Here is a 24,817-nt window from a genome sequence, read left to right as displayed (position 1 = left end):
AAGCCGGGCAATGTCAAAGTTTTGATGCTGGTTTGTTCTCCTTCCCGCTTGCTCTTGTGCGGCGAATCCTGTCTGAACAACGGATGCAGTTTTCACCGGAGCAGGATCAGGCCTTGAAGGCCGTCGGAAAATGGCTGAAGGAAGGGCGCTCCCCGATCTTCAGGCTGTTTGGCTATGCAGGCACGGGCAAGACGACGCTCGCGCGTTATTTTGCCGAGCATGTCGATGGCGATGTGCAGTTTGCGGCATTCACCGGCAAAGCCGCGCAGGTTCTCCGTTCAAAGGGCGCGAACAATGCGCGCACGCTGCATTCGCTGATTTATCGCCCGCGTGGTGAAGAAGCAGTGGAAGATGAAACCACTGGCAAGACGTCGATATCACCGACCTTTTCGCTGAACCGCCAAAGCCCGGTTGCCAAGGCTGCACTTATCGTTGTGGATGAGTGCTCGATGGTTGATGAACAACTCGGTCGCGATCTGATGACCTTTGGTACACCTATTCTGGTGCTGGGTGATCCGGGGCAGTTGCCTCCGATTTCCGGCGGCGGGTTCTTTACCGAGCACGACCCTGATTTCCTGCTGACCGAAATTCACCGTCAGGCACGCGACAATCCTATCATTCGCATGGCGCTTGATGTGCGCGAGGGCAGGGAACTCGATTATTGTGACGAGGGACGGGCAAAGGTCATTTCCAAGTCAGAAGTTAATCAGGATCTGGTTCTTTCAGCCGATCAGGTGCTTGTGGGAACCAATCGCACCCGCAAGCGCTATAATCAGCGACTGCGCGAACTGAAAGGCTTTACCGCCGAATACCCGCAGGCCGGCGACAAGCTGGTTTGTCTGCGCAATGATCCGGCCAAGGGATTGTTGAATGGTTCGCTCTGGAAGGTGATGACTTCGTCCAAGGAAACGGTGAAGCCCGGTATTAATCTTCTGGTTTCGCCAGAAGATGAGGATCGTGGCGTCGCCAAGATCAAGCTGCTCAAGGCCCAGTTTGAGGACCCGGATGCCGAAATTCCTTGGCAAACCAAGAAGCGCTTTGACGATTTCGATTACGGTTATGCGTTGACTGTGCATAAGGCGCAGGGTTCGCAATGGGACAATGTCGTGCTTTTCGATGAAAGCTACGCCTTCCGTGATACACGCGAGCGTTGGCTTTACACTGCCATCACCCGAGCAGCCGAGCAGCTGACTATCGTCAAGTAATCATTGCGCAGCGGGTTCCGCATCGAGCCACGTCCAGGCTTCTTGTTCTTCATCGGCTTCAAATGTCCGCATTTCGATTGAAAGAAATGGCTGCATGAGAGTGACGCTGGCTTGTATCCACAAAGGTCCGCCGACGATCGCGTAACGGCGCAGGTGTCTCAGCGATTTTGCGCGCATGGACAGCATACTTTCTGAGAATGCTGAACCCCAATCAACCCCTTCATAACCGGTTAGCCGAATGAGCAGGTCGATTTCTTCAAACCCTTCATAGGCCGCATCAAGCAGGCCATAGAGGTTTTCAAGGGCTGCATCGTTGAGATGCCCCTCGATTGCGAAAGCAAATGCATCTTCACGATTGGTGGGAATGCGTCGAATGACAGGAATGTCTTCATTGCGCATCGTTGACCTCCACTTCCTGAATGTTTTGTTTGACCTGACGCATGTTTTAGAGCGGTTGCGGTTACTATTGAAAAGTTGGACCTGCTCTAACTATTTGTTTTTACGCACTATCCGACACAAAACCGCTACGCACTTTTGTTGGAAATGCTTTGTTTCCGGTATTCAAACGCTTTAGGATACCCAAAAGTTGCGGCAGGCTTACGAAATTTACAGCGATGACGCTGTTGGGGATTGCGCGCAGGGTGCGACCGGAAAACACTCACATTTTTTATGAGCAGGCGATATAAAGCCATATCCTGATTTGAGGGGACGAAGCTCTATGCCTGCAAAACTGTCCGTCAATCTCAACGCCATCGCCATGTTGCGCAACCGGCGTGATCTCCCTTGGCCAAGTGTCATCGGGCTTGGGCGCGCAGCCCTCGCAGCCGGCGCTGCGGGATTGACCGTGCATCCGCGCCCTGATCAGCGACATATCCGGTTCTCTGACCTTGGCGATATTCGTGCCTTGATCGATGATGAATATCCGCAGGCCGAGTTTAATATCGAAGGTTTTCCAACGGAAGCCTTTCTTGAACTCGTGGAAAAGCATCAGCCGGAGCAAGTAACATTGGTTCCGGATGATCCGATGCAGGCGACGTCTGATCATGGTTGGGATTTTGAAACCAAGTCTGATTTCCTTGCCCCAATCATCCAGCGTTTGAAATCAAACGGAATGCGTGTTTCGCTGTTTGCTGATCCTGATCCGCTTGGCTATGAGAAGGCGAAGGCTATCGGTGCAGACCGGATTGAGCTTTATACCGGCCCCTATGGCGCGACTTATGACGACCCGGCTGCCGCAACACGAGAGTTGAACCGTCTTGGCAAGGCTGCTGCTGCTGCCTCGGCGCTTGGGCTTGCAATTAATGCAGGGCATGATCTGACAGTTGAAAATCTGCCAGCGCTGGTCAAACATGTACCGCAGCTCAGTGAAGTTTCTATCGGTCATGGCCTCACGGCAGATGCATTGATGTACGGTATGCCGGTGACGGTTAGCCGTTATATTGCAGCTCTGGCTGGATAGGTGCTGCGTAAACGCATGGCTAGAAGTCGAGCCCTGCGAAATCTGCATTTGTGTGCGGGCGCGACAAGATATAGACCGCCCGCCTGATATTCCCGCGCTGGGGGGGCGCTGGATCGTTTGAGGGAAGCATACATGAAGTTTTCCGCAGTGCGTGTTCCGTGCCAGCGTGCCGGAGCAGATTACTTTTCTATAAAGAGTTTAACTTTGACACGTCAGACATAGGGCTGATCCTCAATTGGTGTGGGAAGTTTTTGCAGCTATCATGTATTCTTGGCTGTCGGTGATCTGTTTAATTCTCACACGCTCTTATATTCCATTCCGATACTTACGACCTTGCGAGGTGTCTGCATATGAGCAGCGAGCAACCAGATAAGAACGTGTCAGCTGCAGGGGATGCACTGGCAGGTTCTCAGAACACGCTGCCGGTTGGTGTTTCTCCTGAAAACGCTGTGATTTTGGAAGAAAACGACCACTCCCACGACAGCATGAAGACACTGGTTCTTGGCGCGCTGGGTGTTGTCTATGGCGATATCGGCACAAGCCCGATCTACGCCTTTCGTGAGGCACTGCATGCGGCGACCTCCGATGGCTTTCTCTCCAGAAGTGATATTCTAGGCGTTGTTTCGCTCATCTTCTGGGCGCTTTTACTCGTAGTTACGGTCAAATATGTGATCTTCGTGCTGCGCGCCGATAACAACGGCGAAGGCGGCATTCTCTCTCTGATGGCATTGGTTCGGGCTGCCCTGAAAGGGCGGCCCGACATAATTCTGGCTGCCGGTATTTGCGGTGCGGCTCTGTTTTTTGGCGATGCTGTCATCACGCCAGCAATTTCGGTGCTGTCAGCGGTCGAAGGCGTGCAGATTGTTGCGCCCCATATGACGCCGTTTGTGGTGCCCATCACGGTGGTCATTCTCGTTGTGCTGTTCTCTATTCAAAAGTACGGAACAGGCAAGGTTGCCATTGTTTTCGGTCCGATCATGGCGGTCTGGTTTCTGGCGCTCGGTGCATCGGGGCTTTGGCATATTTTTGATGACCCGACAGTGATGGCGGCGCTCAATCCTTATTATGCGCTGAGGTTTCTTGTCGTTAGCCCTGGTGTGGCGTTCATCACCGTAGGCGCGGTCTTCCTTGCCATGACTGGTGCAGAAGCGCTCTATGCAGACCTTGGCCATTTCGGGCGTACGCCCATTGTGCGGGCATGGTTATGGATTGTATTCCCGTGCCTGCTGCTCAACTATTTTGGGCAGGCAGCCTTCGTGCTTTCGCATGGCGAAGCTGCGGCACTACCATTCTTTGAGATGATGCCGGAATTTGCGCTCTGGCCTATGGTTTTGCTGGCAACAGCAGCAACCGTGATTGCCAGTCAGGCGGTTATCAGCGGTGCATTTTCGGTGGCGCGTCAGGCCGTGCAGCTCAATATTCTGCCACGCCTTGAAATCCAGCACACTTCGGAAAAGCTGCACGGGCAGATTTATATTCCGCGCGTCAATCTTCTGTTGGGTCTGACCGTTATCATTCTGGTGCTTGGCTTTGAGAAGTCGAATAATCTGGCGTCCGCATACGGTATCGCTGTGACAGGCAATATGCTGGTTACGACAGGGCTTCTTTACTTTGTCATGACCCGTATCTGGAACTGGCGTGTCAGCCGTGCACTGCCTTTGATCCTTGGCTTTCTTGTCATCGACATCATGTTCTTCAGCGCGAATATCATCAAGGTGCATGAAGGCGGCTGGGCGTCGATTACTTTTGCAGCCATTCTGGTCATCATCATGTGGACCTGGGTGCGCGGAACCCGTCACCTTTCCCAGAAAACCCGCAAGGCAGAAGTGCCGCTCGATCTCATTGTTGAGCAGATGACCAAGCGTCCACCGACCATTGTTCCGGGGACGGCAGTGTTTCTAACGGGTGATCCAAAGAGTGCGCCAACAGCACTTATGCATAGCCTCAAGCACTATAAGGTTCTGCACGAGAACAACGTCATCCTGACCGTGGTTACGGCTTCGAAGCCTTGGGTTTCGAGTGCGGATCGTGCGCGTGTTTCGCAATATAACGAGCGTTTCATGCAGGTCACACTGACGTTTGGCTATATGCAGCAGCCTAACATCCCGCGCGCGCTCGGGCTTTGCCGCAAGCTCGGCTGGAAGTTTGACATCATGACAACGTCTTTCTTCTTGTCGCGCCGCTGGTTGAAGGCATCGGCGCATTCGGGACTGCCGCTCTGGCAGGATAAACTCTTTATCCTGCTTGCACGTACCGCATCGGATGCGACGGAATATTTCCAGATACCGACTGGTCGTGTGGTTGAGATCGGAACACAGGTCAATCTCTGAGGCCGCGAGCCGCACTCTTGTTAAATTCTAAAGGGCGTCTTCTGAGAATCTGATTCTGGAAGGCGCCCTTTCTTTTTGAATTTGTTGGTTTCTTTCCTGTCGCTGATGGTGCGCTTGCCGCAACAGCCGGATCACATTTCTAAAATCTTCCATGGCAGTGAAAAATCCTGCTTGACGGTCTCTCAAGCAAGGATTAATAACGGAACCGTACCGTACGGTACAAGTTGGAGGGATTGATCCGTGACTGATAAAAGCGACGAATTGCAGGCTCAGAAGCAGCCGTCTTTTTCGCCGCGTCAGAACGATGTTCTGGAGCAGGCGTTGCGCCTTCTTGTTGAAGGTGGGGACCGCGCTTTGACAACGGCGAGCATTGCACGTGCTGCCAATTGCTCCAAGGAAAGCCTCTATAAATGGTTTGGTGACCGCGACGGTCTGCTCACCGCGATGGTGCGCTGGCAGGCATCGAAAGTTCGTGTCGTGCCGGTGGCGCGTGAGAAGCTCGATGCGGAATCGCTGTTCTCCAGTCTTGAACATTTTGCGCGTGACTGGCTGCTTGTGCTGTCGGGTCCGACATCGATCGCATTGAACCGTCTGGCTGTTAGCCACACGGCATCGGGAAAGTCGGCCTTGGGGGACATCGTTCTCGCCAATGGTCCGGTTGCGATGGCGAAGCGTCTTAAGCCGATCCTCGAGATGGGACAGGAAGCAAAGCTTCTGGCTTTTGACGATATTGACGAAGCATTTCGTGCATTTTTCGGGCTCGTCGTCCGGGACATGCAGATCCGGTTGTTGCTTGGCGACCGGCTGGAACTGACTGACGAAGTGGTTATCCGGGACGCCCGGCGTGCCACAAAGCAGTTTTTCGCTCTTTACGGGGCATAACCAAAGGCCAACGCGAGAAGGCCGCAGAGCAATCTGAAAAAACAATCTGAATGAAGGGAATATGGAAATGCGCGTATATTACGATCGCGATGCAGACGTTAATCTGATCAAGGCAAAGAAGGTCGTTATCGTCGGCTACGGCAGCCAGGGTCGCGCCCATGCGCTGAACCTCAAGGATTCCGGCGCTGCCAACGTGCGCATCGCTCTTCGTGAAGGTTCGGCGACGGTCAAGAAGGCCGAAGCTGACGGCTTTGAAGTCATGAATGTTGCTGATGCCGCCAAGTGGGGCGATCTCCTTATGATGGCAACTCCTGATGAACTTCAGGCTGACATCTACAAGGATCACATCCAGGATAACATCCGTGACGGCGCAGCGATTGCATTCGCACACGGCCTCAATGTTCACTTCGGCCTCATCGAGCCAAAGAAGTCCGTTGACGTTGTCATGATCGCACCAAAGGGCCCAGGCCATACGGTTCGCGGCGAATACCAGAAGGGCGGCGGCGTTCCTTGCCTTATCGCGATCCATCAGGATGCTTCGGGCAACGCACATGATCTCGCTCTGTCTTACGCTTCGGGCGTTGGTGGCGGTCGTTCGGGCGTTATTGAAACCACCTTCAAGGAAGAGTGCGAAACCGATCTGTTCGGTGAGCAGGCTGTTCTTTGCGGCGGCGTTGTTGAACTCATTCGCACTGGTTTTGAAGTTCTGGTCGAAGCTGGTTACGCACCAGAAATGGCTTACTTCGAGTGCCTGCACGAAATGAAGCTCATCGTAGACCTGATCTACGAAGGCGGCATTGCGAACATGAACTACTCGATCTCCAACACTGCTGAGTGGGGCGAATACGTCACCGGTCCACGCATCATCACTGCAGAAACCAAGGAAGAAATGAAGCGCGTTCTGAAGGACATTCAGACCGGCAAGTTCACTTCCGATTGGATGCAGGAATATCGTGCAGGTGCTGCTCGCTTCAAGGGTATCCGTCGCAACAACGACAGCCACCAGATCGAAGAAGTTGGCGAAAAGCTCCGCGGCATGATGCCTTGGATCGCAGCCAACAAGCTCGTAGACAAGGCACGCAACTAAAAATCTGCGATATTCAGGTTCTGGTCGTCTGCAAATGGCATTTTGTTTCACTTACCCAGGCTCACGTACCTAATGTACGCCCCGCTCCGGTTCTCACAAAACACCATTTTCGTATAGAGCGCCGTGCGCCCGATTGGGCGCACAAAGGTCGCTCTAATTGAAGATAGACGCATCGATCTATCCAAAAATCGAAAGCGATTTTTGGGTCGATGCGTCGGCCAGAACCAGAATTTCACCAGATTTTGTAGTGCTCTACGATTAGACAAAGAGAGGGGCGTTTCTTGCGCCCCTTTAATACATGGCAGTGACGTAACTTGAGTTGAGCGCGTTCTTGCGCACGAAAAGATCGTCAAATGCCCATAGGATTTATGTTTTGTGCGCAGTTAAGCCAAAACAATTCTGAATATCTTTATTCCATGTAAGCATGGAAAGAGGTGTTCTCGTAGGCTGAAATTTGCGCTATCGCTTCACCTTTATCTGGTGAAGTTTGAGGAGGCTTCGCCTTCAAACGAATTGAGGAGATTTCCGGTGCTGGACTGGGAAACTGTATTTGCAACGCGCTCGAAGCGTATGCGCGCTTCGGAAATCCGAGAACTTCTGAAATTGCTGGAACGCCCGGATATTATTTCCTTTGCTGGCGGCATTCCCGATCCTGCGTTGTTTCCGCATGACGAATTCCAGACTGCCTATAAGGACATCTTTGGCGGACCTGAAGCCAATGCAGCTCTGCAATATTCTGTGTCGGAAGGCTATAAGCCACTGCGCACATGGCTGGTGAGCGAGCTTGCCAAGATTGACATTCCCTGCACCGAGGACAATGTCTTTATCACATCTGGCTCACAGCAGGCGCTCGATTATCTGGGCAAGCTGTTCATCTCGCCAAATGACACGGCATTGGTGACAGCCCCGACCTATCTTGGCGCTCTGCAGGCATTCAATGCCTATGAGCCGACCTATGACATTCTTTCGCTCAACGGAAACCGCACACCGGATTCTTATAAGCAGCATGCAAAAGATGCTGGCGGTCAGGTTAAGTTTGCGTATCTTTCGGCAGATTTCAGTAATCCAACCGGTGAGACCGTTGATCTTGCAGGCCGTAAGAAGCTTATGGCCGATGCTGATGAGCTTGATATTCCAATTATCGAAGATGCTGCCTATCAGTATCTGCGTTACAATGGCGAGGCTATTGCGCCTATCCTGTCGCTCGACATCGCACGCAATGGTGGCGATATCGAAAAGACCCGCACCGTCTATTGCGGTTCATTCTCCAAGACGCTGGCGCCGGGTCTGCGCGTTGGCTACGTGGTTGCCTCGCAGTCGGTGATCCGCAAGCTGGTCCTGATGAAGCAGGCAGCTGATCTGCATTCGTCGACGATTAACCAGATTGCCATCTACCACGTGGCATCGCGTGGCTTCGACAAGCAGGTTGCGAAGCTTCATGGCGTTTACAAACATCGCCGTGACAAAATGCTGGAAGCTTTGGCCAAGCATATGCCGGAAGGCACGGATTGGACCAAGCCAGAAGGCGGCATGTTTATCTGGGTCACATTGCCGAAGGGCATGGATGGCGCAGCATTGCTCGCAGCATCGATTGAAAGCGAGAAAGTGGCGTTTGTTCCAGGCAAGGCATTCTTTGCTGATGGTACGGGCGCGAACACGCTGCGTCTGAGCTATTCCTGTGCAAATGACGAGATGATCGAAGAAGGCATTATGCGCCTTGGTCGCCTGATCCGCACCCATTCCAAATCGGAAGCTGCATAGAGCGCATCCCGAAAAGCGTGAAGCGGTTTTCGGATAAGATGCGTGTTCTAAAAGACAAAAAAGCCGGGCAATGCCCGGCTTTTTATTTTATTGGAATGGTGAATTGCAGCCTGAACGCGGCCCTGCAAGCGGCTGGTATGTGTTGTCCGAAGTACGATAGCTGCGATAGCGGTTCGAGCACCACTGAATATGGTTGCTGCTTGGACCAAAGGTAGTGACCGGCTTGCGATTGGATGGCCGCACCTGAAGCGGATCGCCATTTTTGTAGATCGGGATACCTTCGCGCGAGATGTAGTTGCCGCTGTCACGGCAGCCTACACCATAACACTTACTCGATCCTGCTTGCGGCAGATAAGTCCGCGGCATCCCGCCAGCGATAGGGGGAGTGCCTGGGCGCAAAGATGGTACGTAAGGCGTGTTCAAGTCAACAGCCGCAGCGCTGCCAACGAAGCTTGCTGCAAACAGACCCGAACAGAGCGTCAAACGCCAAATCTTACCCATCATTATGTTCCATCCTTATTGCTTCTTTTCATATGGGGATTGTTCGGCAGAAAATCATCAAGATCGCCAGATTTGGAAAAGAAGTTCTTGCCAATCATAACGCAAGTCGCGAGATTGCGCAGGCATGTTTACGATAGCTACATTTAATGTCGAAAATCTGATGCGCCGGTTTGATTATTCCGGCTTTCGCAATGAATTGCATCAGGATCGTTCGCTCAAATTGTTCGAAATTGGCGATGAAACGCAATATCGTTTGCTGGAGCAGGCACGTGCCGTCGCTCATGCGGATGATACGCGCCAGATGACAGCACTGGCTATCGCTGAAACCCGGGCAGATATTCTCTGTCTGCAGGAAGTCGATAATCTCGCCGCACTGAATGCCTTTGAATATGGCTATCTGTTCAAGATGATTGGTCAGGGCTATCGCAACAAATATCTGATCGACGGCAATGATAGCCGGGGTATCGATGTGGCCGTTATGGCGCGCGACACCACGCGTGATGGTCAGCCCATCGAGATCAGAGAGGTCACGAGCCACGCGCACCTGACGTATAACGATCTTGGACTTTATCAGCCGGTGCTGGCTGAACTGGGGCTCGAACCGCATGATCGTATCTTCAAGCGCGATTGTCTCAATCTCGATATGCGGATTGGCGGCAAACCTTTGTCATTGTTTGTAGTCCATCTCAAATCGATGGGTGGTGCGCGCAACGGTTTTGATGGACGCACGGCATCATTGCCTGTGCGGCAGGCCGAGACGCGAGCGATTCGGCAGATTATCGAAGACAAGTTCGGGGCAGGGCATACTGCTGACAAGCGCTGGCTTATTTGTGGTGATTTCAACGATTACCGCGAGCGGATCATCATCGACGGCGATGAGTGGAATGGGTATCAGTTTTCACCATTCTCTGAGGAAGTAAGCGCGCTCGATACGCTGCTCGATGATGGCTTTGCTGTCAATCTGGTTGAACGCCGCCCGGTCATGGATCGTTGGACGCTCTACCACACACGCGGGCCGCAGGAGCGGCACCTTTGTCAGCTGGACTATATTCTGGCCTCGCCGTCATTCGCGAACAAGAACGAGAGTGCCATTCCGCAGATCATTCGGCGTGGACAGCCATGGCGCACCATTTTTCCACCGGAACAGGATGTCGAGCGTTACCCACGCACCGGATGGGACCGGCCCAAGGCCAGTGATCATTGTCCTGTGTCCGTGACGTTGAACATCGTTTGAAAACGAGGCCGCTGATGCAGCACGTGAAAGAAAACACGGTCTATGAAATCGATCGTGTCGATGTCAGGGTTCTGCCTGATCCTCTTTCTTATACCGAGGACAACAAGTCTTTTATCGCCGCAAACTGGGAAAAAGCAGTTACTGCCAATCCAACGCTTTTCGATGGTGAGATTTATCTGGCACCGGAAGCACATCTTGACGGTCATGTTTTTGAAGCGAGTTTCAGGCGTACCAGCTTTGCAACGCTGATGTATTGGCGCGATGATAGAGCAGCCGAAAAGCCCTGGCATATTTTTGGCGTCGGCATCATGGTCTCTGCCGAGGGGCATCTGATTGCCGCGCGCATGAGTGCGCATAATGCAGTGGCAGGTCGCGTTTACTTTCCCGCCGGTTCTATCGATGACCACGATATTGTCGGGGCGCGCGCCGATTATGAAGCGAACATGGCGCGCGAGGTCTTTGAAGAGACCGGGATTGAGCTTGGCATAGCAAGGGCCGAAGCGAAAACCCATCTCGTGACGGCGGATGGTAGCATTGCGCTTTTCCGGCGTTACCATTTTGATATGTCGACGGCCGAATTGCTCAGGCGTATCGAAGATAATATTGCAAAGCAGGCCGAACCAGAGCTTTCTGAGATCATTCCGGTGAGGCGGGCAGGCGCCATGGGGGAGGCGACGCCGTCCTATGTTCGTGCATTTGCTGACTGGCATTTTGATAATCAACAATGAGGTTGGTTCTGACAGATGACAGCGCTGCGAAATTGACTATGCTCGCGAACTATCATCGACTGATGTGAGGGAGATTTGAAAGATGACCGAAGCTGCCAGTGCCGGCCGATATTACGAGATTTTCGACGTTTTCGCCGATAAGGCTCTGGCCGGAAATCCATTGGCTGTTGTTCACGACAGTGAGGGGCTGACGGACGCGCGCATGCAAGCCATTGCGCGTGAATTCAATTTGTCTGAAACGGTCTTCATCTTTCCACCCGAAAATCCGGTTCACGAAGCTGCTGTGCGCATTTTCACGCCGGATTATGAACTTCCCTTTGCTGGACATCCAACAGTGGGTGCTGCCGTATCATTGGCGCGACATCGCAGGACGGGCGATGAGTCTGATCGGCTGGTAACACTGGAAGAAAAGGTCGGTGTGGTTCGCTGCGGCGTTATTCTGGGCGAGAACAGCGCCTTTGCCGAGTTTGATCTGCCACGCCTGCCCGAAAAGCTCGACATCAAGATTGAGAAGGAGGAAGCAGCGGCTGCAATCGGACTGGGTACGCATGAAATAGGTTTCGAGAACCATGTGCCTGCCATTTGGAGCGCTGGCACGCCTTATCTTCTGGTTCCAGTGCATAATCTGATCGCTGCGGCAAAAGTTTCGATCGATCCTGTTTATGTCAGCGAGAGCCTGCCACATGTCGCGGAGCGCCCGCTGCCGATTTATGTTTATTGTCGCGAGACAATTTTGTTCGATAGCAATTATCATGCGCGCATGTTCGTGACGGGCGCGAATGTTTATGAAGATCCGGCGACAGGCTCTGCAGCTGCTGCTTTTGCCGGGATGATTTTGGCCAAGGACAAGCCCGTTGACGGCAGTTCGCAGTGGTGGATCGAGCAGGGCATGGAGATGGGGCGACCATCCAGCATCCGCCTTGAGCTTGATGTTTCCAAAGGGGTACTGACAGGTGCACGTATTGGCGGCACGGCAGTGAAGATCGCCGAAGGACGCTTATTCGTCTGAGTTTCTGGCTTTGATTGCAGTCAAAGCGTAATCGCTACCCTATAGTAATCTATCGACGGATTAGCCGAACGAGGGACGCTTGCCATGATAATCAAAGAAATGTCGGAACTTGATATCCGCGATATGATCCAGCACACCCAGATCGGGCGACTGGGTTATATTCTCGATAATCGGCCCTACGTAGTGCCACTTGGGTTTCGGTTCAGTGGCGGTTCGCTTTATTCATTTACGACTGACGGTCAGAAGACTGAGGCAATGCGGAAGAATGCAGCCGTCTGCATTCTCTTCGATCATATTGTTTCGCGCACCCAGTGGCGCAGTGTGGTGGTGAATGGGCATTACAGGGAAATCATCCGCGAAGAAGAGAAGGCGGCCATCGTCAATATGATGGCCAACGAGCCGACATGGTGGGAACCCGCCTATACCAAAACGATCACCAGCGGCGGCGAACAGCGCAAGCTGGAGCCCGTCTTTTTCCGCGTGGATATCGAAAGTGCCACTGGTCACCAGACAGGCTGAGTTTTAGCGAACTACCAGAACCGGAACCGTACTGTGCGTCACGACCTCATAAGTCTGGCTGCCAAGCAACATGCCCTTCAGTCCGCGACGGCCGTGTGAAGCCATGACGATCAGATCGTTACGCAGCTCTTTGGTCGTTTCAATGATGGATGTTGCGGGATGATGAGCAACGACGTGCAAAGTATGGATTTCAACCCCTGCTTCAACCGCCAGCTCGCGAGCACGTGCGAGCGCCTTATCTGCGTAATCATTCCATTCTTCTTCATATCGTTCGATAAATTCGGGGCTATCCGTAAAGCCACCGGGAAGGCCGGAAATTGAATAAGGGGCTGTTACCGTCAGCACGGTTACCTTGCTGCCCATGACTTTGGCTGTATCAAAACCGTGAATAAGCCCGCGTTCCGCAAATTCCGAACCATCAGTGGTGATCAGGATATTCTTATACATCGTGCCCTCGCTTTGACTTTATGCAAATTTAAAATAGGTAGTGAATTGATCATGTCAAACCGGATATGGCCTCACTATACGTATAGGACGGGAATTCAGTAATCCATGCCACTTGATTGCGATACGTTTCATGCAAGCTGGGTTGCGACTGTTCTTAATCTGGATTGGCCATCCAGAGCTTCAACACAGATTGAAGACGATTCCGAACGGGTAAAGCGTCAGAAAAAAGAGCTGGTGCGGATGTTCGATGAGGCGTCGGAGCATGGCATCAATGCCGTGATTTTTCAGGTCTCTCCTGCCGCCGATGCTTTTTACAAATCCGAATATCTTCCGTGGTCATCTTATCTCACGGGTACGCTCGGAAAAGATCCGGGCTTCGATCCACTTCGCTTTGCCATTGCTGAAGCGCATAAGCGTGGGATCGAGTTGCATGCATGGCTCAATCCTTATCGCGTTTCGATGGACGTGCGGCCAGGGACGCGAAAAGCACTGAAAAACTCGTCCAGCGATTCCCCGCCAAGCATCTATAAAACCAATCCAGGTTGGGTGGGCATATCAGCGGATCGCTATGTTCTTGATCCGGGTATTCCGGCCGTGCGTCAGTGGGTGACGAACATCACGGCTGAAGTTGTCCAGAAATACGATGTCGATGGTATCCAGTTCGACGACTATTTCTATTACGAAACGCAAGGGTCGCCTCTCAAGGATGAAAAGACGTTCAAGCGTTTTGGGACACGTTTCTCCAGCAAATATGACTGGCGGCGATACAACACCTATACGCTGGTGCAGGAAATTTCGCACAAGATCAAAGCGATCAAGCCGCATGTCCGTTTTGGCATCAGCCCCGGTGGTGTCTGGCGCAATCAGGTCGATAATCCGCTCGGTTCGCCAACACGGGCTGGGAAAACCAATTATGATGGTGACTTTGCCGATACACGTGCCTGGGTCAAAGATGGCCTGATCGATTATATAGCGCCGCAGGTCTATTGGTCGTCAGGCCGCAAAGATGTGCCTTATGGCCCAATCGTCAGATGGTGGGCTGATACAGTCAAAGGCACAAAAACCGATCTTTACATCGGCATGGCGCTTTATCGTGCCGGTACTTCGCCCAAGTCTGAGCCTGAATGGGGTGAGGGCAATGGCGTGGATGAAATCAAGCGTCAGCTCGATCTCAACCGCGCGATACCAGAGGTCAAGGGCAGTATTCTCTTCCGACAAGGCTTTCTGTCTGATCCGAAGCTCAAAAGCGTGTCGAACTATCTGAAAAAGAGCTGGGGCAAGTGTCGGCTTAAAAAATAGCGGCACATTCCAGTTATTTATTATCTGATTGATTTAAATCAAAGAAAGCCTCCGCTAGCGGGTGCTAGTGGTCGCGTGTTGTCGGGTTCCACCAGAACCGGCAATATCCGGGACGTCGAGGCCCAACCTAAAGCGACGTCCCGGCTAACTCAATCAATTCAAGGATCTGTCGAGCGCACCAGCGCGATCTTTTATGCAATGTTGTATGATCGACAGTCAGCGGGTGCTGTCAGCATTGCCCTCCATCTCACTAAATCGGCACCCGCGAATTTTCTTATATTTATTATTCTTTATCGCATGAAATTGCGGTGCATTTGAGTATAGTTGATTTTAATCAAGGCACGCACTCCCAAGTGAAAATACAGAATTCAGCCTGACTGAGTAATATCGTTTGCCGCGCAGCTATGTTGTGCAGGCCCGAAAGATGATGATGACGCAGAGGATGTTTCGGCATGGGGTTTAATCGCAAGCAGTGGATTGTAACCGGTGTGGTCGTAGTTTTGGCGGCCGGAGGCTATTATGCCTGGAAAGCACTGAGCGCGCCCGGATTACCGGAAGGCATTGCTGGCGGAAATGGCCGCATCGAAGCCGTCGAGATCGATGTTTCCACCAAGAGCCCCGGACGTATCCGCGAAATCCTGGCCGATGAAGGTCAATTCGTTGAAGCGAATGCCGTTCTGGCACGCATGGATACGGCTCAGCTCGAAAGCCAGCGCAAACAGGCAGAAGCACAATTGCGGCGGGCCGAAATAAGCATCGATACAGCGAAAAGCCTCGTCGCACAGCGTGAAGCCGAACAAACTGCTGCTGAAGCGACCGTTGCACAGCGCGAGGCACAGCTGGATGCCGCCAATCGTCGTCTGGCTCGTTCGCAGCAGCTGTCAGAGTCACGCACGGTTTCTCAGCAGGTCCTCGATGATGACCGGGCAACCGCGCAAGGCGCTGAAGCAGCCGTAGGGGCGGCGAAGGCGCAGCTGGCGGCGACCGCCGCTGCGATCAGTGCGGCCAAGGCACAGGTTGTCGATGCAGAAGCTGCCGTTGAAGCGGCAAAGGCCGCCATTGCCACCATCGACACGGATATCAACGATGCCACCTTGCGTTCGCCGAAGCCGGGCCGTGTGCAATATCGCGTTGCGCAACCGGGCGAGGTGCTGTCAGCCGGTGGTCGCGTGCTTAATCTGGTCGATGTCAGCGATGTCTATATGACCTTCTTCCTGCCGACTGCGCAGGCTGGTCGCGTAGCTATTGGGGCAGATGCGCGCATCGTGCTCGATGCGGCACCTCAGTATGTGATCCCGGCCACGATCAGCTTCGTGGCCGATGTGGCGCAGTTCACGCCGAAATCGGTTGAAACGGAAGAAGAGCGTCAGAAGCTCATGTTCCGCGTCAAAGCAAAGATCCCGCAGGATTTGCTTCAGAAATATATTCAGCAAGTCAAAACCGGACTTCCGGGAATGGCTTATGTGAAACTCGATCCCAATGCTGAATGGCCGAAGAACCTCGCGGAAACCGTAAAATGAGTGCGGCTTCGATAAAGGCTGGCGTGGGCGACGACAGCTTTGTCGTTCGCGCTGACAGCGTGAAGCTGTCTTATGGATCGACGGAAGCGTTGCGCGATATTTCGCTCAACGTGCCTGCCGGTTGCATGGTGGGGCTGATCGGTCCTGACGGTGTTGGTAAGTCGAGCCTTCTGTCGCTGATTGCTGGCGCACGCGTTATGCAGAAGGGCAGGATCGAAGTGCTGGGCGGCGATATTGCCGATAAGCGCCATCGCCAGTCGGCTTTTCCGCGTATTGCTTATATGCCGCAAGGGCTGGGAAAGAATCTCTATCCAACGCTCTCTGTCTTCGAGAACATCGAGTTCTTTGGACGGCTGTTTGGTCATGACAAGCACGAACGTGAGCGCCGCATCGCCGATCTTCTGGCTCGAACGGGGATGTCGCCCTTTGCGGATCGCCCGGCGGGTAAGCTTTCGGGCGGCATGAAGCAGAAGACGAGTCTCTGCTGTTCGCTGATCCATGATCCCGATTTGTTGATCCTCGATGAGCCGACAACGGGTGTTGATCCCTTGTCGCGTCGTCAGTTCTGGGAGCTGATCGACGATATCCGCAAGGATCGTCCGGGGATGAGCGTCATTGTTGCGACGGCCTATATGGAAGAAGCGGAGCGCTTCGACTGGCTGGTTGCAATGAATGATGGCCAGATTCTTGCGACCGGCACGCCACAGGAACTGCTTGAGAAAACCAAAACGCCCAATCTTGACGCGGCCTTCATTGCACTTTTGCCGGAAGAACTTCGTCGGGGGCATAGTGAAGTTGTCATGCCGCCGCGCAATGCGCAGGCAGATAGCGGCATCGCTATCGAGGCAGAGCATGTCACGGTGCGGTTTGGCAATTTTACTGCCGTCGATAATGTGAGTTTCCGTATTCCGCGCGGCGAGATTTTCGGTTTTCTCGGATCGAATGGCTGCGGCAAGTCCACGACCATGAAAGTGCTGACCGGGCTTTTGCCAGCGAGCGAAGGCACGGCGCGGCTGTTCGGACGTGAGGTCGATCCAAAGGATATCGATATACGTCGTCATGTCGGCTACATGTCACAGGCTTTCTCGCTCTATTCCGAGCTCACAGTTCATCAGAATCTTGAGCTTCATGCCAAGCTGTTTGGCATGGCAGAGGACGATACCAAACGCAGAATCAAGGAACTGGCCCAAAGGTTTGATTTGGCTGGTGTTATGGATGATTTGCCAGACTCGATGCCGCTTGGCATTCGCCAGCGTTTGTCGCTGGCTGTGGCACTGATCCATTCACCGGACATTCTCATTCTCGATGAGCCGACATCGGGCGTCGATCCGGTTGCGCGCGATGCATTCTGGCAGATACTTGCCGATCTTTCGCGCAAGGATAATGTGACGATCTTTGTCTCGACCCATTTCATGAATGAGGCCGAGCTTTGTGATCGCATTTCCCTTATGCATGCGGGTAAGGTGCTGATCAGCGACACGCCAAAAGCCATTACTGCAAGCCGCAATGCAGCAACGCTTGAAGATGCGTTTATTGCCTATCTCGAAGAAGCGATAGGTGAGACCACGCCACAGAAAAGCAATCAGGAAAAGGTCGATCCGATACCGGAAAAGAAGCCGGAGAAGAGAATAACGCCTTCATCGAGCTGGTTGCCAAACCCACGACGGATGCTGGCTTTTTCACGTCGCGAAGCGCTGGAGCTCAAGCGCGATCCGATCCGTGCGACACTCGCCATTCTTGGTACTGTCATTCTTATGTTCGTCATCGGCTATGGTATTAATCTTGACGTCGAAGACCTGACATTTGCGGTTCTTGATCGCGATGACACCACGATCAGCCGGGATTATACACAGCAGCTTGCCGGTTCGCGCTATTTCACCGAAAAGCCACCAATTACCGACTATGACGATCTCGACCGACGGATGCGAGAGGGTGAGATAAGTCTTGCGATTGAAATTCCGCCGAATTTTGGCAGCAATGTCGCGCATGGTCGTCCTGTTGAGGTGGCTGCCTGGATCGATGGTGCGATGCCAACGCGTGCCGAAACAGTACGTGGTTATGTGCAGGGGATGCATGCCAATTGGCTGACGCAGAAGGCGCGTGAGCTTTATGGAGATGCTGCCACCGTCGGCAATTTCAATCTCGAAATCCGCTATCGGTATAATCCGGACGTGCAGAGCCTTGTGGCTATGGTTCCAGCAGTCATCCCGCTTTTGCTTTTGATGATCCCGGCCATGCTCGCTGTGCTGAGCGTGGTACGCGAGAAGGAACTTGGCTCGATCATCAATTTCTACGTAACGCCGGTGACAAAATTCGAGTTTCTGCTTGGTAAGCAGTTGCCCTATATTGCGCTGGCCTTCCTCAATTTTTTGATGCTGACAGCCTTTGCGGTTTTCATATTCCGCGTGCCATTTACCGGAAGCTTCCTGACCTATGCCACAGCAGCGCTTCTCTATGTCATCATCACGACTGGCATGGGCTTAGTGATATCGACCTTTATCAACAGCCAGATTGCAGCGATTTTCGGCACAGCATTGCTGACGCTCATTCCTGCTGTGCAATATTCTGGCATTATTGATCCTGTCTCATCCTTGCAGGGAGCGGGTGCCTTTATCGGGAAAATTTATCCGACAACCTATTTCGTGACGATCTCGCGCGGGACTTTCTCTAAGGCGCTCGATTTTACCGATCTGGCGGGGTCGTTTCTGCCGCTGCTGATTGCAATCCCGGTGCTTACCGTTCTCGGCATTGTTCTCCTCAAGAAACAGGCGGGCTGAGATGCGGATTTCCAATATACTCCAGCTTGGTATCAAGGAACTGCGCGGACTGGCGCGCGATCCGATGCTTCTGCTGCTCATCGTCTATGCCTTCACGCTCGCAATCTACACGGCGGCGAAGGCTATGCCTGAAAACCTCAACAATGCGGCTATAGCCATTGTCGATGAGGATCAGTCGCCGGTTTCGGGTCGGATTACGACCGCGTTTTATCCGCCATATTTTGTGCCGCCCAAACTCATCTCGTCTCATGAGATGGATAAGCGCATGGATGCGGGGCTGGATACATTCGCACTCGATATTCCGCCGAATTTCCAGCGTGATCTTCTCGCCGGGCGTTCGCCAACAATCCAGCTGAATGTTGATGCAACACGCATGAGCCAGGCCTTTACGGGTGGTGGTTATGTGCAGTCGATTGTCTCGAGCGAAGTTTCCGAGTTTCTCAATCGCTATCGCGGGGACACGCAAACGCCGGTTGGCCTCAATTTGCGTGCAAGGTTCAATCAGGATCTGAACAAGGGGTGGTTCGGCGCGATCACCAATGTCATCTCGTCGGTGACGATGCTCTCAATTATTCTGACGGGTGCAGCCCTTATCCGTGAGCGCGAGCATGGCACCATCGAGCACCTTTTGGTGATGCCGGTAACGCCGCTTGAGATCATGATTTCCAAGGTCTGGTCTATGGGTATGGTGGTTCTGGTCGCTACGGCCTTTTCGCTGATCGTGGTGGTGCAGGGCGTTCTGGCGGTGCCGATCAACGGTTCACTGACACTGTTTCTGGCGGGAGCTGCATTGCAGCTTTTTGCAACCACCAGCCTTGGCATTTTTCTCGCAACGATTGCCGGTTCGATGCCGCAGTTTGGCCTTCTGCTAATGCTGGTTTTGCTGCCGCTTCAGGTTCTCTCAGGCGGTACAACGCCGCGTGAGAGTATGCCTGAAATTATCCAGAACATCATGCTGGCAGCACCCAACACACATTTCGTGATGCTCGCGCAATCGGTGTTGTTCCGGGGGGCAGGACTCAGCGTCGTGTGGCCGCAATTACTGGCCATGATTGTAATCGGAAGCGTTCTTTTCTTCTTTGCATTGCGTCGCTTCCGCGATTTCCTGAGATAGGAAAACCTTTGCAATTCAACCATCTGAATCACTTCGCTATGAATGTGATTCAGATGGGGCACATTGTTGCAGTTGATAATCTTCCTTCCCCTTGCTATCGCTCACTTCAGGAAACGGTTCTGCCCGAGAGGGTGGATGAAAAGGGAACACGGTGAAGCATTAAATTGCTGATGCCGAGACTGCCCCCGCAACTGTAACCGGAGAGTCATCCTCCCATGATCGTATCTCACGATCATAGCCACTGAGCATTCGTGTTCGGGAAGGCGGAGGACCGATGAAGACCCGGAAGTCAGGAGACCTGCCGTATCCAGTCACCCATGGCTGACACGAGGGGTGTTCAGTCGCGGCCGTCCGTAGCGGTGACATTGTGAAATGTTGCCGTGGGACAAAGACAGGGCGCTTGCGCCCTGATTTCTGACACCTGCGGTGAAGCAACGCTTGCGCGCAGGAAGTAGAAATAAATGCATATTCTCCGACTATCGGCATATCTTGCATCGACCGTTCTGGTGGCGGTGCCGTTGGATGCAATCGCACAGACAAACTTAAACGCGCAGGATGGCGTCGTGCTCGACACGATTGTTGTAACGCCGCTGCGCCGTGCAACATCGTTGCAGCGTTCGACGTCTTCGGTCACGGTGATTGATAAGGCCGAGATAGAGCGTTCTGCCTCACCGGATCTCCAGTCGCTGCTGCAATATTATCCGGGCATTTCGATCACCACGAATGGTGGGCAGGGATCATCTTCCAATCTCTATATTCGAGGAATGTCATCGAAACAGACAGTCGTTCTGGTGAATGGCGTGCGAACAGCTTCGGCGACGACCGGGGCGACTGCGCTTTCCAATATTCCGTTGAGCTCGATTGATCGTATTGAAATCGCCAAAGGCGCGCATTCCTCGCAATATGGTGCCGATGCCATGGGTGGCGTCATCAACATCATCACCAGGCAGGGCGGAGTTTGTGGCGAGCGCTCTTTCTGCGGGAGCGTGACAACAGGTGTAACGCATCCATGGGGCGGTTATGCATCCGGTTCGCTGCAGGGACGCAGCAAAGACGGTATCGATTATGCCTTCGGCGCGGCTGTCACAGGCACACGGGGTTATAATTTCACAACTCCTGAAGCTTTTGGTTATGAGCCTGATCGCGATGGTTTCCTGCAGGGATCGTTCAACTTCGCGCTGTCGAAGGATTTTGACTGGGGCAAGATTTATACCGATGGTCTTTTGAGCCGAGGGCGCAATCAATATGATGCAAAAGCGCCGTCAGCCAATGAAGCTTACACAACTGCATTCAGCGGCAAGCTTGGTGCGCGGATCGATCACACGTCAGACTGGTCTTCGACGATTGAACTCAGCTCTGGTCTCGACCACAGTAGAAATTTCCGCAAAGACGTCAGTGGCTCGGACCGCTTTGAAACCAAGCGCTATGGGGTATTTGCCTCCACAGAAAAGCAGTTCGATACCGGCAATGTCTCGCATGTCGTGACGGGCGGCCTTGAGGCTTATCGCGAAGAGGTGGATGCAACGACTGCTTATGCTGAGACGAGTCGCAATCTCGCTGCTGTGTTTGGCCAATATTCGCTTGAATATGATGCGCTGCGTTTTGATGGCGGTGTGCGCTATGACTACAATGAGCAATTCGGTGACGTCGTGACGTATAATCTCGGTACGAGTTACGAAATCCTGCCTGATCTCGTGCTGCGTTCGTCGTTTGGAACGGGCTTCCGTGCTCCTACTTTCAATGAGCTTTATTATCCCGGTTTTGCCAATGCCGACTTGCAACCGGAAAAATCACGCTCCTACGAGATTGGCTTCAACTGGCAGGCCAGCGCCAACACAAGCCTTGATATGGCTTTTTATCAAACATGGCTGCGCGATGCGATCTTGAGCACAGCACCTTCCTATCTGCCTTATAATATTGCGCGTGCGCAGGTTACGGGTTTTGAGGCGACACTTGCACATCGCTTTAACGACAGTTGGGGCGTCAAAGGCTCCATAGATCTGAAACGTCCGATAGACGAGGATACCGATAATGATCTGGCCTATCGTGAACGGGTGAAAGCGATGGCAGAGGTGAACTTCAAGCCGGTTGAAAAACTCGATTTAACGGCAAGGATGCGTTACGGCGGCTCGCGCTACACGAGCGCTGCGAACACGACCAAGCTCGATCCTTATGTGACGGCTGATTTCATCGCACTTTATGACATCGACACTCAGTCGCAGTTGAAGCTTTCGGTGGAGAATATTTTCGACAAGGATTACCAGACGACGTCTGGCTATAATGCGCCGGGGCGCAGCTTCAATATCGGGCTGACGCGGAATTTCTAACGAGATGCAGAACATGAAAACGCAGCCCGCATCACGGAAAATCAGGCTTAGTCTTTTGGCAGGCCTGTTTCTGGCTGCGTTTCATTCCGCTCACGCGGATGGATTGCCCAAGCGTGTGGTGTCGATCAATGTCTGCACAGATCAGCTGGCAATGTTGCTGGCAGATGCCACGCAACTACAGTCGGTGTCGTATCTTTCGCGTGATCCGCTTTTGTCGGTCATGACTGAGAAGGCCAGACAGCTTCCCGTCAATCATGGACAGGCAGAGGAAGTCTTTCTCATGAAGCCTGATCTGGTACTGGCAGGCACGTTCTCTGCGCGGGCTACCGTCGGACTGCTTCGTGATCTCGGTGTGCGTGTTGAGGAGTTTGCGCCTGCGCGTTCCTTTGAGGATATCAAGGTGCATATGAAGCGCATGGGTGAATTGTTGGGGCGCAACGAAGAAGCAGATCAACAAATTGCTGCGATGGACGCGGCACTATCAGTAATCAAACGGCCCGATCATAAGCGCACCGTCGCGCTTTATTACGCGAACAGCTACACGTCGGGGCGCGGTACGCTGATCGATGAAGCGATCCGTCTGGCCGGGCTTGATAATATTGCCGACAAAGCCGGTGCTCGCGGCTCGGCCATGCTGCCGCTGGAAATGCTGATAATGGAAAAACCGGATATTCTGGTGCGCGGATCGCGGGGGCGACCGCCCGCACTGGCCTTTGAGAATTTCGAGCATCCGGCATTGCGCGCGCTCGAAGGGCGCACGCGAAGCGTGGCGCTCAACGATAATCTGACAGTATGTGGCGGGCCGTTCAGCGTTGAAGCTGTTGCGAAGCTCGCGGAGGCTGCGCGTGACTGAATCAAGTCGCTTTTATCTTCTGCTTTTTGCACTTGGCCTGTTGGTGCTTGTGCTGTTTGCACTTTCGCTGCTGGTTGGCCCGGCATCGATTAGCATTGGTGACAGTATCCGGGCACTGCTGACCGGACAGGGCGACGCGATCGTGTTGGTCATGCGTGAAATCCGGCTGCCGCGCGCACTGCTCGCTCTTCTGATTGGCGCTTCGCTCGGCCTGTCAGGCGCTGCTCTTCAGGGTTATTTGCGCAATCCGCTGGCGGAACCGGGGCTGCTCGGTGTGAGCTCTTCTGCGTCGCTTGGTGCGGTGATTGCGATTTATACCGGGCTGTCGCAGGTTTTCCCGTTGGCCTTGCCATTGCTGGCGCTGGTCGGGGCGTTTGTATCTGTCTTTCTGGTGAAGGTGCTTGCGGGGCGCTATGCGGGAACACTGGCCGTCATTCTGGCGGGGGTTGCCGTAACCAGTCTTGCGGGTGCGATGACAGCTTTGGCACTCAATCTTTCACCCAATCCATTTGCTGCCATGGAAATCGTGTTCTGGATGCTCGGCTCACTGGCCGACCGTTCCATGACCCATGTTTGGCTTGCTGCCCCCTTCATCCTGATTGGCTGGGTGATGCTGTTTTCGCTGGGCCGTGCGCTGGACAGCCTTACATTGGGATCAGATGCTGCGGCCAGTATGGGCGTCGATCTTTCCCGCGTTCAGATTCTGGCGGTTCTTGGTACTGCGGCCAGTGTCGGGGCATCGACTGCCGTGGCGGGGGCAATCGGTTTCGTAGGACTGGTGGTGCCACATATTTTGCGTCCGCTGGTCGGCGCACGACCATCGCACCTGCTTGTCGCCAGCGCCTTTGGCGGTGCTGCATTGCTGCTCGCGGCTGATGTATTAGTCCGCGTCATCATGCCGGGGCGCGAATTAAAACTCGGCGTGCTGACGGCAATCATCGGCGCTCCGTTCTTCCTGTGGCTGGTCTTCAAATATCGGAGGCGGCTGGTATGAGCACTCTTTCAGTCCACAATCTTGATGTGTCGCTGGGGCGCAAAGCCGTGCTCGAAACTGTTGGTTTTGAGGCCGGTGAGGGCGAGTTTATCGGGCTGATCGGCCCCAATGGTGCAGGAAAGACCACGCTGTTGCGCGCGCTTCTGAACCTAATGGCTTCAACGGGCAATATTCTGCTTGATGGCTCGGACTTCAGAAGAATGCATGTAGCAGATCGTGCCAAAGTCATCGCTTATTTGCCGCAGGAGCGTGATGTTGCATGGCCGGTTACGGTCAGAATGCTGGTGTCACTTGGGCGTTCGGCGCTAAAACCTGTTTTTGCGGGGCTTGATGGTGACGATGAAACTATCGTTGAGACTGCAATGCAACGCATGGGCGTGGCTGAGCTTGCCTCGCGTCCCGCCAATGAACTTTCAGGTGGCGAAAGAGCGCGGGCCTTGATTGCGCGTGTGCTGGCACAGGATACGCCGGTCATTCTGGCCGACGAGCCAGTGGCGGGGTTGGACCCGGCACATCAGCTGGAACTGATGGAACTGTTTGCCGGGTTGGCAACCGAGAAGAAGACGGTGATCGCCTCGCTCCATGATCTTGGTTTAGCTGCGAAATATTGCACACGGCTGATTGTGCTGAATAAGGGCAGGCTGGTTGTGGATGGCGCGCCGGAGGATGTGTTAACCCCGGCACTCCTGAAAGATGTCTATGGCATCGACGCGCGGTTGTTGAAGATCGATGATGATTTCATCGTTCATACCCGCAAACGCCTCCGATAGT

21 protein-coding genes and 1 riboswitch are annotated in these 24,817 nt (G+C 53.4%); of the genes, 18 read left to right on the top strand and 3 right to left on the bottom strand.

Annotated features, from left to right (window positions below):
* Window positions 1-83: 83 nt before the first annotated feature.
* Window positions 84-1,205: an ATP-dependent DNA helicase gene (locus C9380_RS08005; RefSeq protein ID WP_094577604.1), complete on the top strand. Its 1,122-nt coding sequence runs from the start codon at window positions 84-86 to the stop codon at window positions 1,203-1,205.
* Here the strand turns inward: C9380_RS08005 and C9380_RS08000 are convergent, their stop codons facing one another.
* Window positions 1,206-1,604 carry a SpoIIAA family protein gene (locus C9380_RS08000; RefSeq protein ID WP_024897544.1) on the bottom strand — a complete coding sequence of 133 codons (399 nt, stop codon included), beginning with the start codon at window positions 1,602-1,604 and terminating at the stop codon, window positions 1,206-1,208.
* A gap of 319 nt (window positions 1,605-1,923) precedes the next feature.
* Here C9380_RS08000 and C9380_RS07995 point away from each other — a divergent pair, with 319 nt between their 5' ends.
* The 5 genes from C9380_RS07995 (at window position 1,924) to C9380_RS07975 (ending at window position 8,724) form a co-directional block, all read left to right on the top strand.
* Window positions 1,924-2,664: a pyridoxine 5'-phosphate synthase gene (locus C9380_RS07995; RefSeq protein ID WP_128093342.1), complete on the top strand. Its 741-nt coding sequence runs from the start codon at window positions 1,924-1,926 to the stop codon at window positions 2,662-2,664.
* Between the two features lie 350 nt (window positions 2,665-3,014).
* Complete coding sequence (locus C9380_RS07990; RefSeq protein WP_128093341.1) at window positions 3,015-4,994, top strand: potassium transporter Kup; 1,980 nt, start codon at window positions 3,015-3,017, stop codon at window positions 4,992-4,994.
* A gap of 240 nt (window positions 4,995-5,234) precedes the next feature.
* Window positions 5,235-5,876 (top strand): TetR/AcrR family transcriptional regulator, encoded by a 642-nt coding sequence (locus C9380_RS07985; protein WP_007875688.1) that lies wholly within the window; start codon window positions 5,235-5,237, stop codon window positions 5,874-5,876.
* Window positions 5,877-5,943: 67 nt separating this feature from the next.
* On the top strand, window positions 5,944-6,963 hold the full coding sequence (ilvC, locus tag C9380_RS07980; RefSeq protein WP_024897541.1) for a ketol-acid reductoisomerase: 1,020 nt from the start codon (window positions 5,944-5,946) through the stop codon (window positions 6,961-6,963).
* Between the two features lie 528 nt (window positions 6,964-7,491).
* A complete protein-coding gene (locus C9380_RS07975; RefSeq protein WP_128093340.1) occupies window positions 7,492-8,724 on the top strand; it encodes an aminotransferase-like domain-containing protein in 1,233 nt (410 codons plus the stop codon).
* Between the two features lie 87 nt (window positions 8,725-8,811).
* Here the strand turns inward: C9380_RS07975 and C9380_RS07970 are convergent, their stop codons facing one another.
* The gene (locus C9380_RS07970; RefSeq protein WP_024897539.1) at window positions 8,812-9,228 is read right to left on the bottom strand and encodes a BA14K family protein; all 417 of its coding nucleotides are present in this window, start codon (window positions 9,226-9,228) and stop codon (window positions 8,812-8,814) included.
* A 121-nt stretch (window positions 9,229-9,349) separates the two neighbouring features.
* Here C9380_RS07970 and C9380_RS07965 point away from each other — a divergent pair, with 121 nt between their 5' ends.
* The 4 genes from C9380_RS07965 (at window position 9,350) to C9380_RS07950 (ending at window position 12,715) form a co-directional block, all read left to right on the top strand.
* The gene (locus C9380_RS07965; RefSeq protein WP_024897538.1) at window positions 9,350-10,459 is read left to right on the top strand and encodes an endonuclease/exonuclease/phosphatase family protein; all 1,110 of its coding nucleotides are present in this window, start codon (window positions 9,350-9,352) and stop codon (window positions 10,457-10,459) included.
* Between the two features lie 14 nt (window positions 10,460-10,473).
* Window positions 10,474-11,187 (top strand): NUDIX hydrolase, encoded by a 714-nt coding sequence (locus C9380_RS07960; protein WP_128093339.1) that lies wholly within the window; start codon window positions 10,474-10,476, stop codon window positions 11,185-11,187.
* 82 nt (window positions 11,188-11,269) lie between these two features.
* The gene (locus C9380_RS07955) at window positions 11,270-12,196 is read left to right on the top strand and encodes a PhzF family phenazine biosynthesis protein (protein WP_024897536.1); all 927 of its coding nucleotides are present in this window, start codon (window positions 11,270-11,272) and stop codon (window positions 12,194-12,196) included.
* An 84-nt stretch (window positions 12,197-12,280) separates the two neighbouring features.
* A complete protein-coding gene (locus C9380_RS07950; protein ID WP_024897535.1) occupies window positions 12,281-12,715 on the top strand; it encodes a pyridoxamine 5'-phosphate oxidase family protein in 435 nt (144 codons plus the stop codon).
* A gap of 3 nt (window positions 12,716-12,718) precedes the next feature.
* On the opposite strand, the gene C9380_RS07945 is transcribed toward C9380_RS07950, so the two are convergent.
* Entirely contained in the window at window positions 12,719-13,162 is a 444-nt protein-coding gene (locus C9380_RS07945; protein WP_024897534.1) for a universal stress protein, read from the bottom strand.
* Between the two features lie 105 nt (window positions 13,163-13,267).
* Here C9380_RS07945 and C9380_RS07940 point away from each other — a divergent pair, with 105 nt between their 5' ends.
* From C9380_RS07940 to C9380_RS07905, 8 genes are all read left to right on the top strand, one after another.
* Window positions 13,268-14,461, top strand: a complete 1,194-nt coding sequence (locus C9380_RS07940) for a glycoside hydrolase family 10-like protein (RefSeq protein ID WP_128093338.1) — start codon at window positions 13,268-13,270, stop codon at window positions 14,459-14,461.
* A gap of 452 nt (window positions 14,462-14,913) precedes the next feature.
* Complete coding sequence (locus tag C9380_RS07935; protein WP_024897532.1) at window positions 14,914-15,981, top strand: HlyD family secretion protein; 1,068 nt, start codon at window positions 14,914-14,916, stop codon at window positions 15,979-15,981.
* On the top strand, window positions 15,948-18,758 hold the full coding sequence (gene rbbA / locus C9380_RS07930; protein ID WP_374844399.1) for a ribosome-associated ATPase/putative transporter RbbA: 2,811 nt from the start codon (window positions 15,948-15,950) through the stop codon (window positions 18,756-18,758). The genes C9380_RS07935 and rbbA overlap by 34 nt, the downstream gene beginning before the upstream one ends.
* A gap of 1 nt (window position 18,759) precedes the next feature.
* A complete protein-coding gene (locus tag C9380_RS07925; protein WP_100558800.1) occupies window positions 18,760-19,872 on the top strand; it encodes an ABC transporter permease in 1,113 nt (370 codons plus the stop codon).
* A gap of 97 nt (window positions 19,873-19,969) precedes the next feature.
* Window positions 19,970-20,192, top strand: a riboswitch (cobalamin riboswitch).
* A 141-nt stretch (window positions 20,193-20,333) separates the two neighbouring features.
* A complete protein-coding gene (locus C9380_RS07920) occupies window positions 20,334-22,199 on the top strand; it encodes a TonB-dependent receptor domain-containing protein (protein WP_128093336.1) in 1,866 nt (621 codons plus the stop codon).
* Window positions 22,200-22,212: 13 nt separating this feature from the next.
* Window positions 22,213-23,052 carry an ABC transporter substrate-binding protein gene (locus C9380_RS07915; protein ID WP_128093335.1) on the top strand — a complete coding sequence of 280 codons (840 nt, stop codon included), beginning with the start codon at window positions 22,213-22,215 and terminating at the stop codon, window positions 23,050-23,052.
* Window positions 23,045-24,046, top strand: coding sequence for a FecCD family ABC transporter permease (locus C9380_RS07910; RefSeq protein ID WP_128093334.1), 1,002 nt, complete (start codon window positions 23,045-23,047; stop codon window positions 24,044-24,046). The genes C9380_RS07915 and C9380_RS07910 overlap by 8 nt, the downstream gene beginning before the upstream one ends.
* Window positions 24,043-24,816: an ABC transporter ATP-binding protein gene (locus C9380_RS07905; protein ID WP_128093333.1), complete on the top strand. Its 774-nt coding sequence runs from the start codon at window positions 24,043-24,045 to the stop codon at window positions 24,814-24,816. Before C9380_RS07910 ends, C9380_RS07905 begins: the two co-directional genes overlap by 4 nt.
* Window position 24,817 lies beyond the last annotated feature (1 nt).

Origin of the sequence: Brucella pituitosa, assembly GCF_003049685.1 — a bacterium.
Lineage (GTDB): Bacteria > Pseudomonadota > Alphaproteobacteria > Rhizobiales > Rhizobiaceae > Brucella > Brucella pituitosa.
Note: the sequence above shows the minus strand (reverse complement) of the source record. Positions and strands in the feature narration are given on the sequence as shown.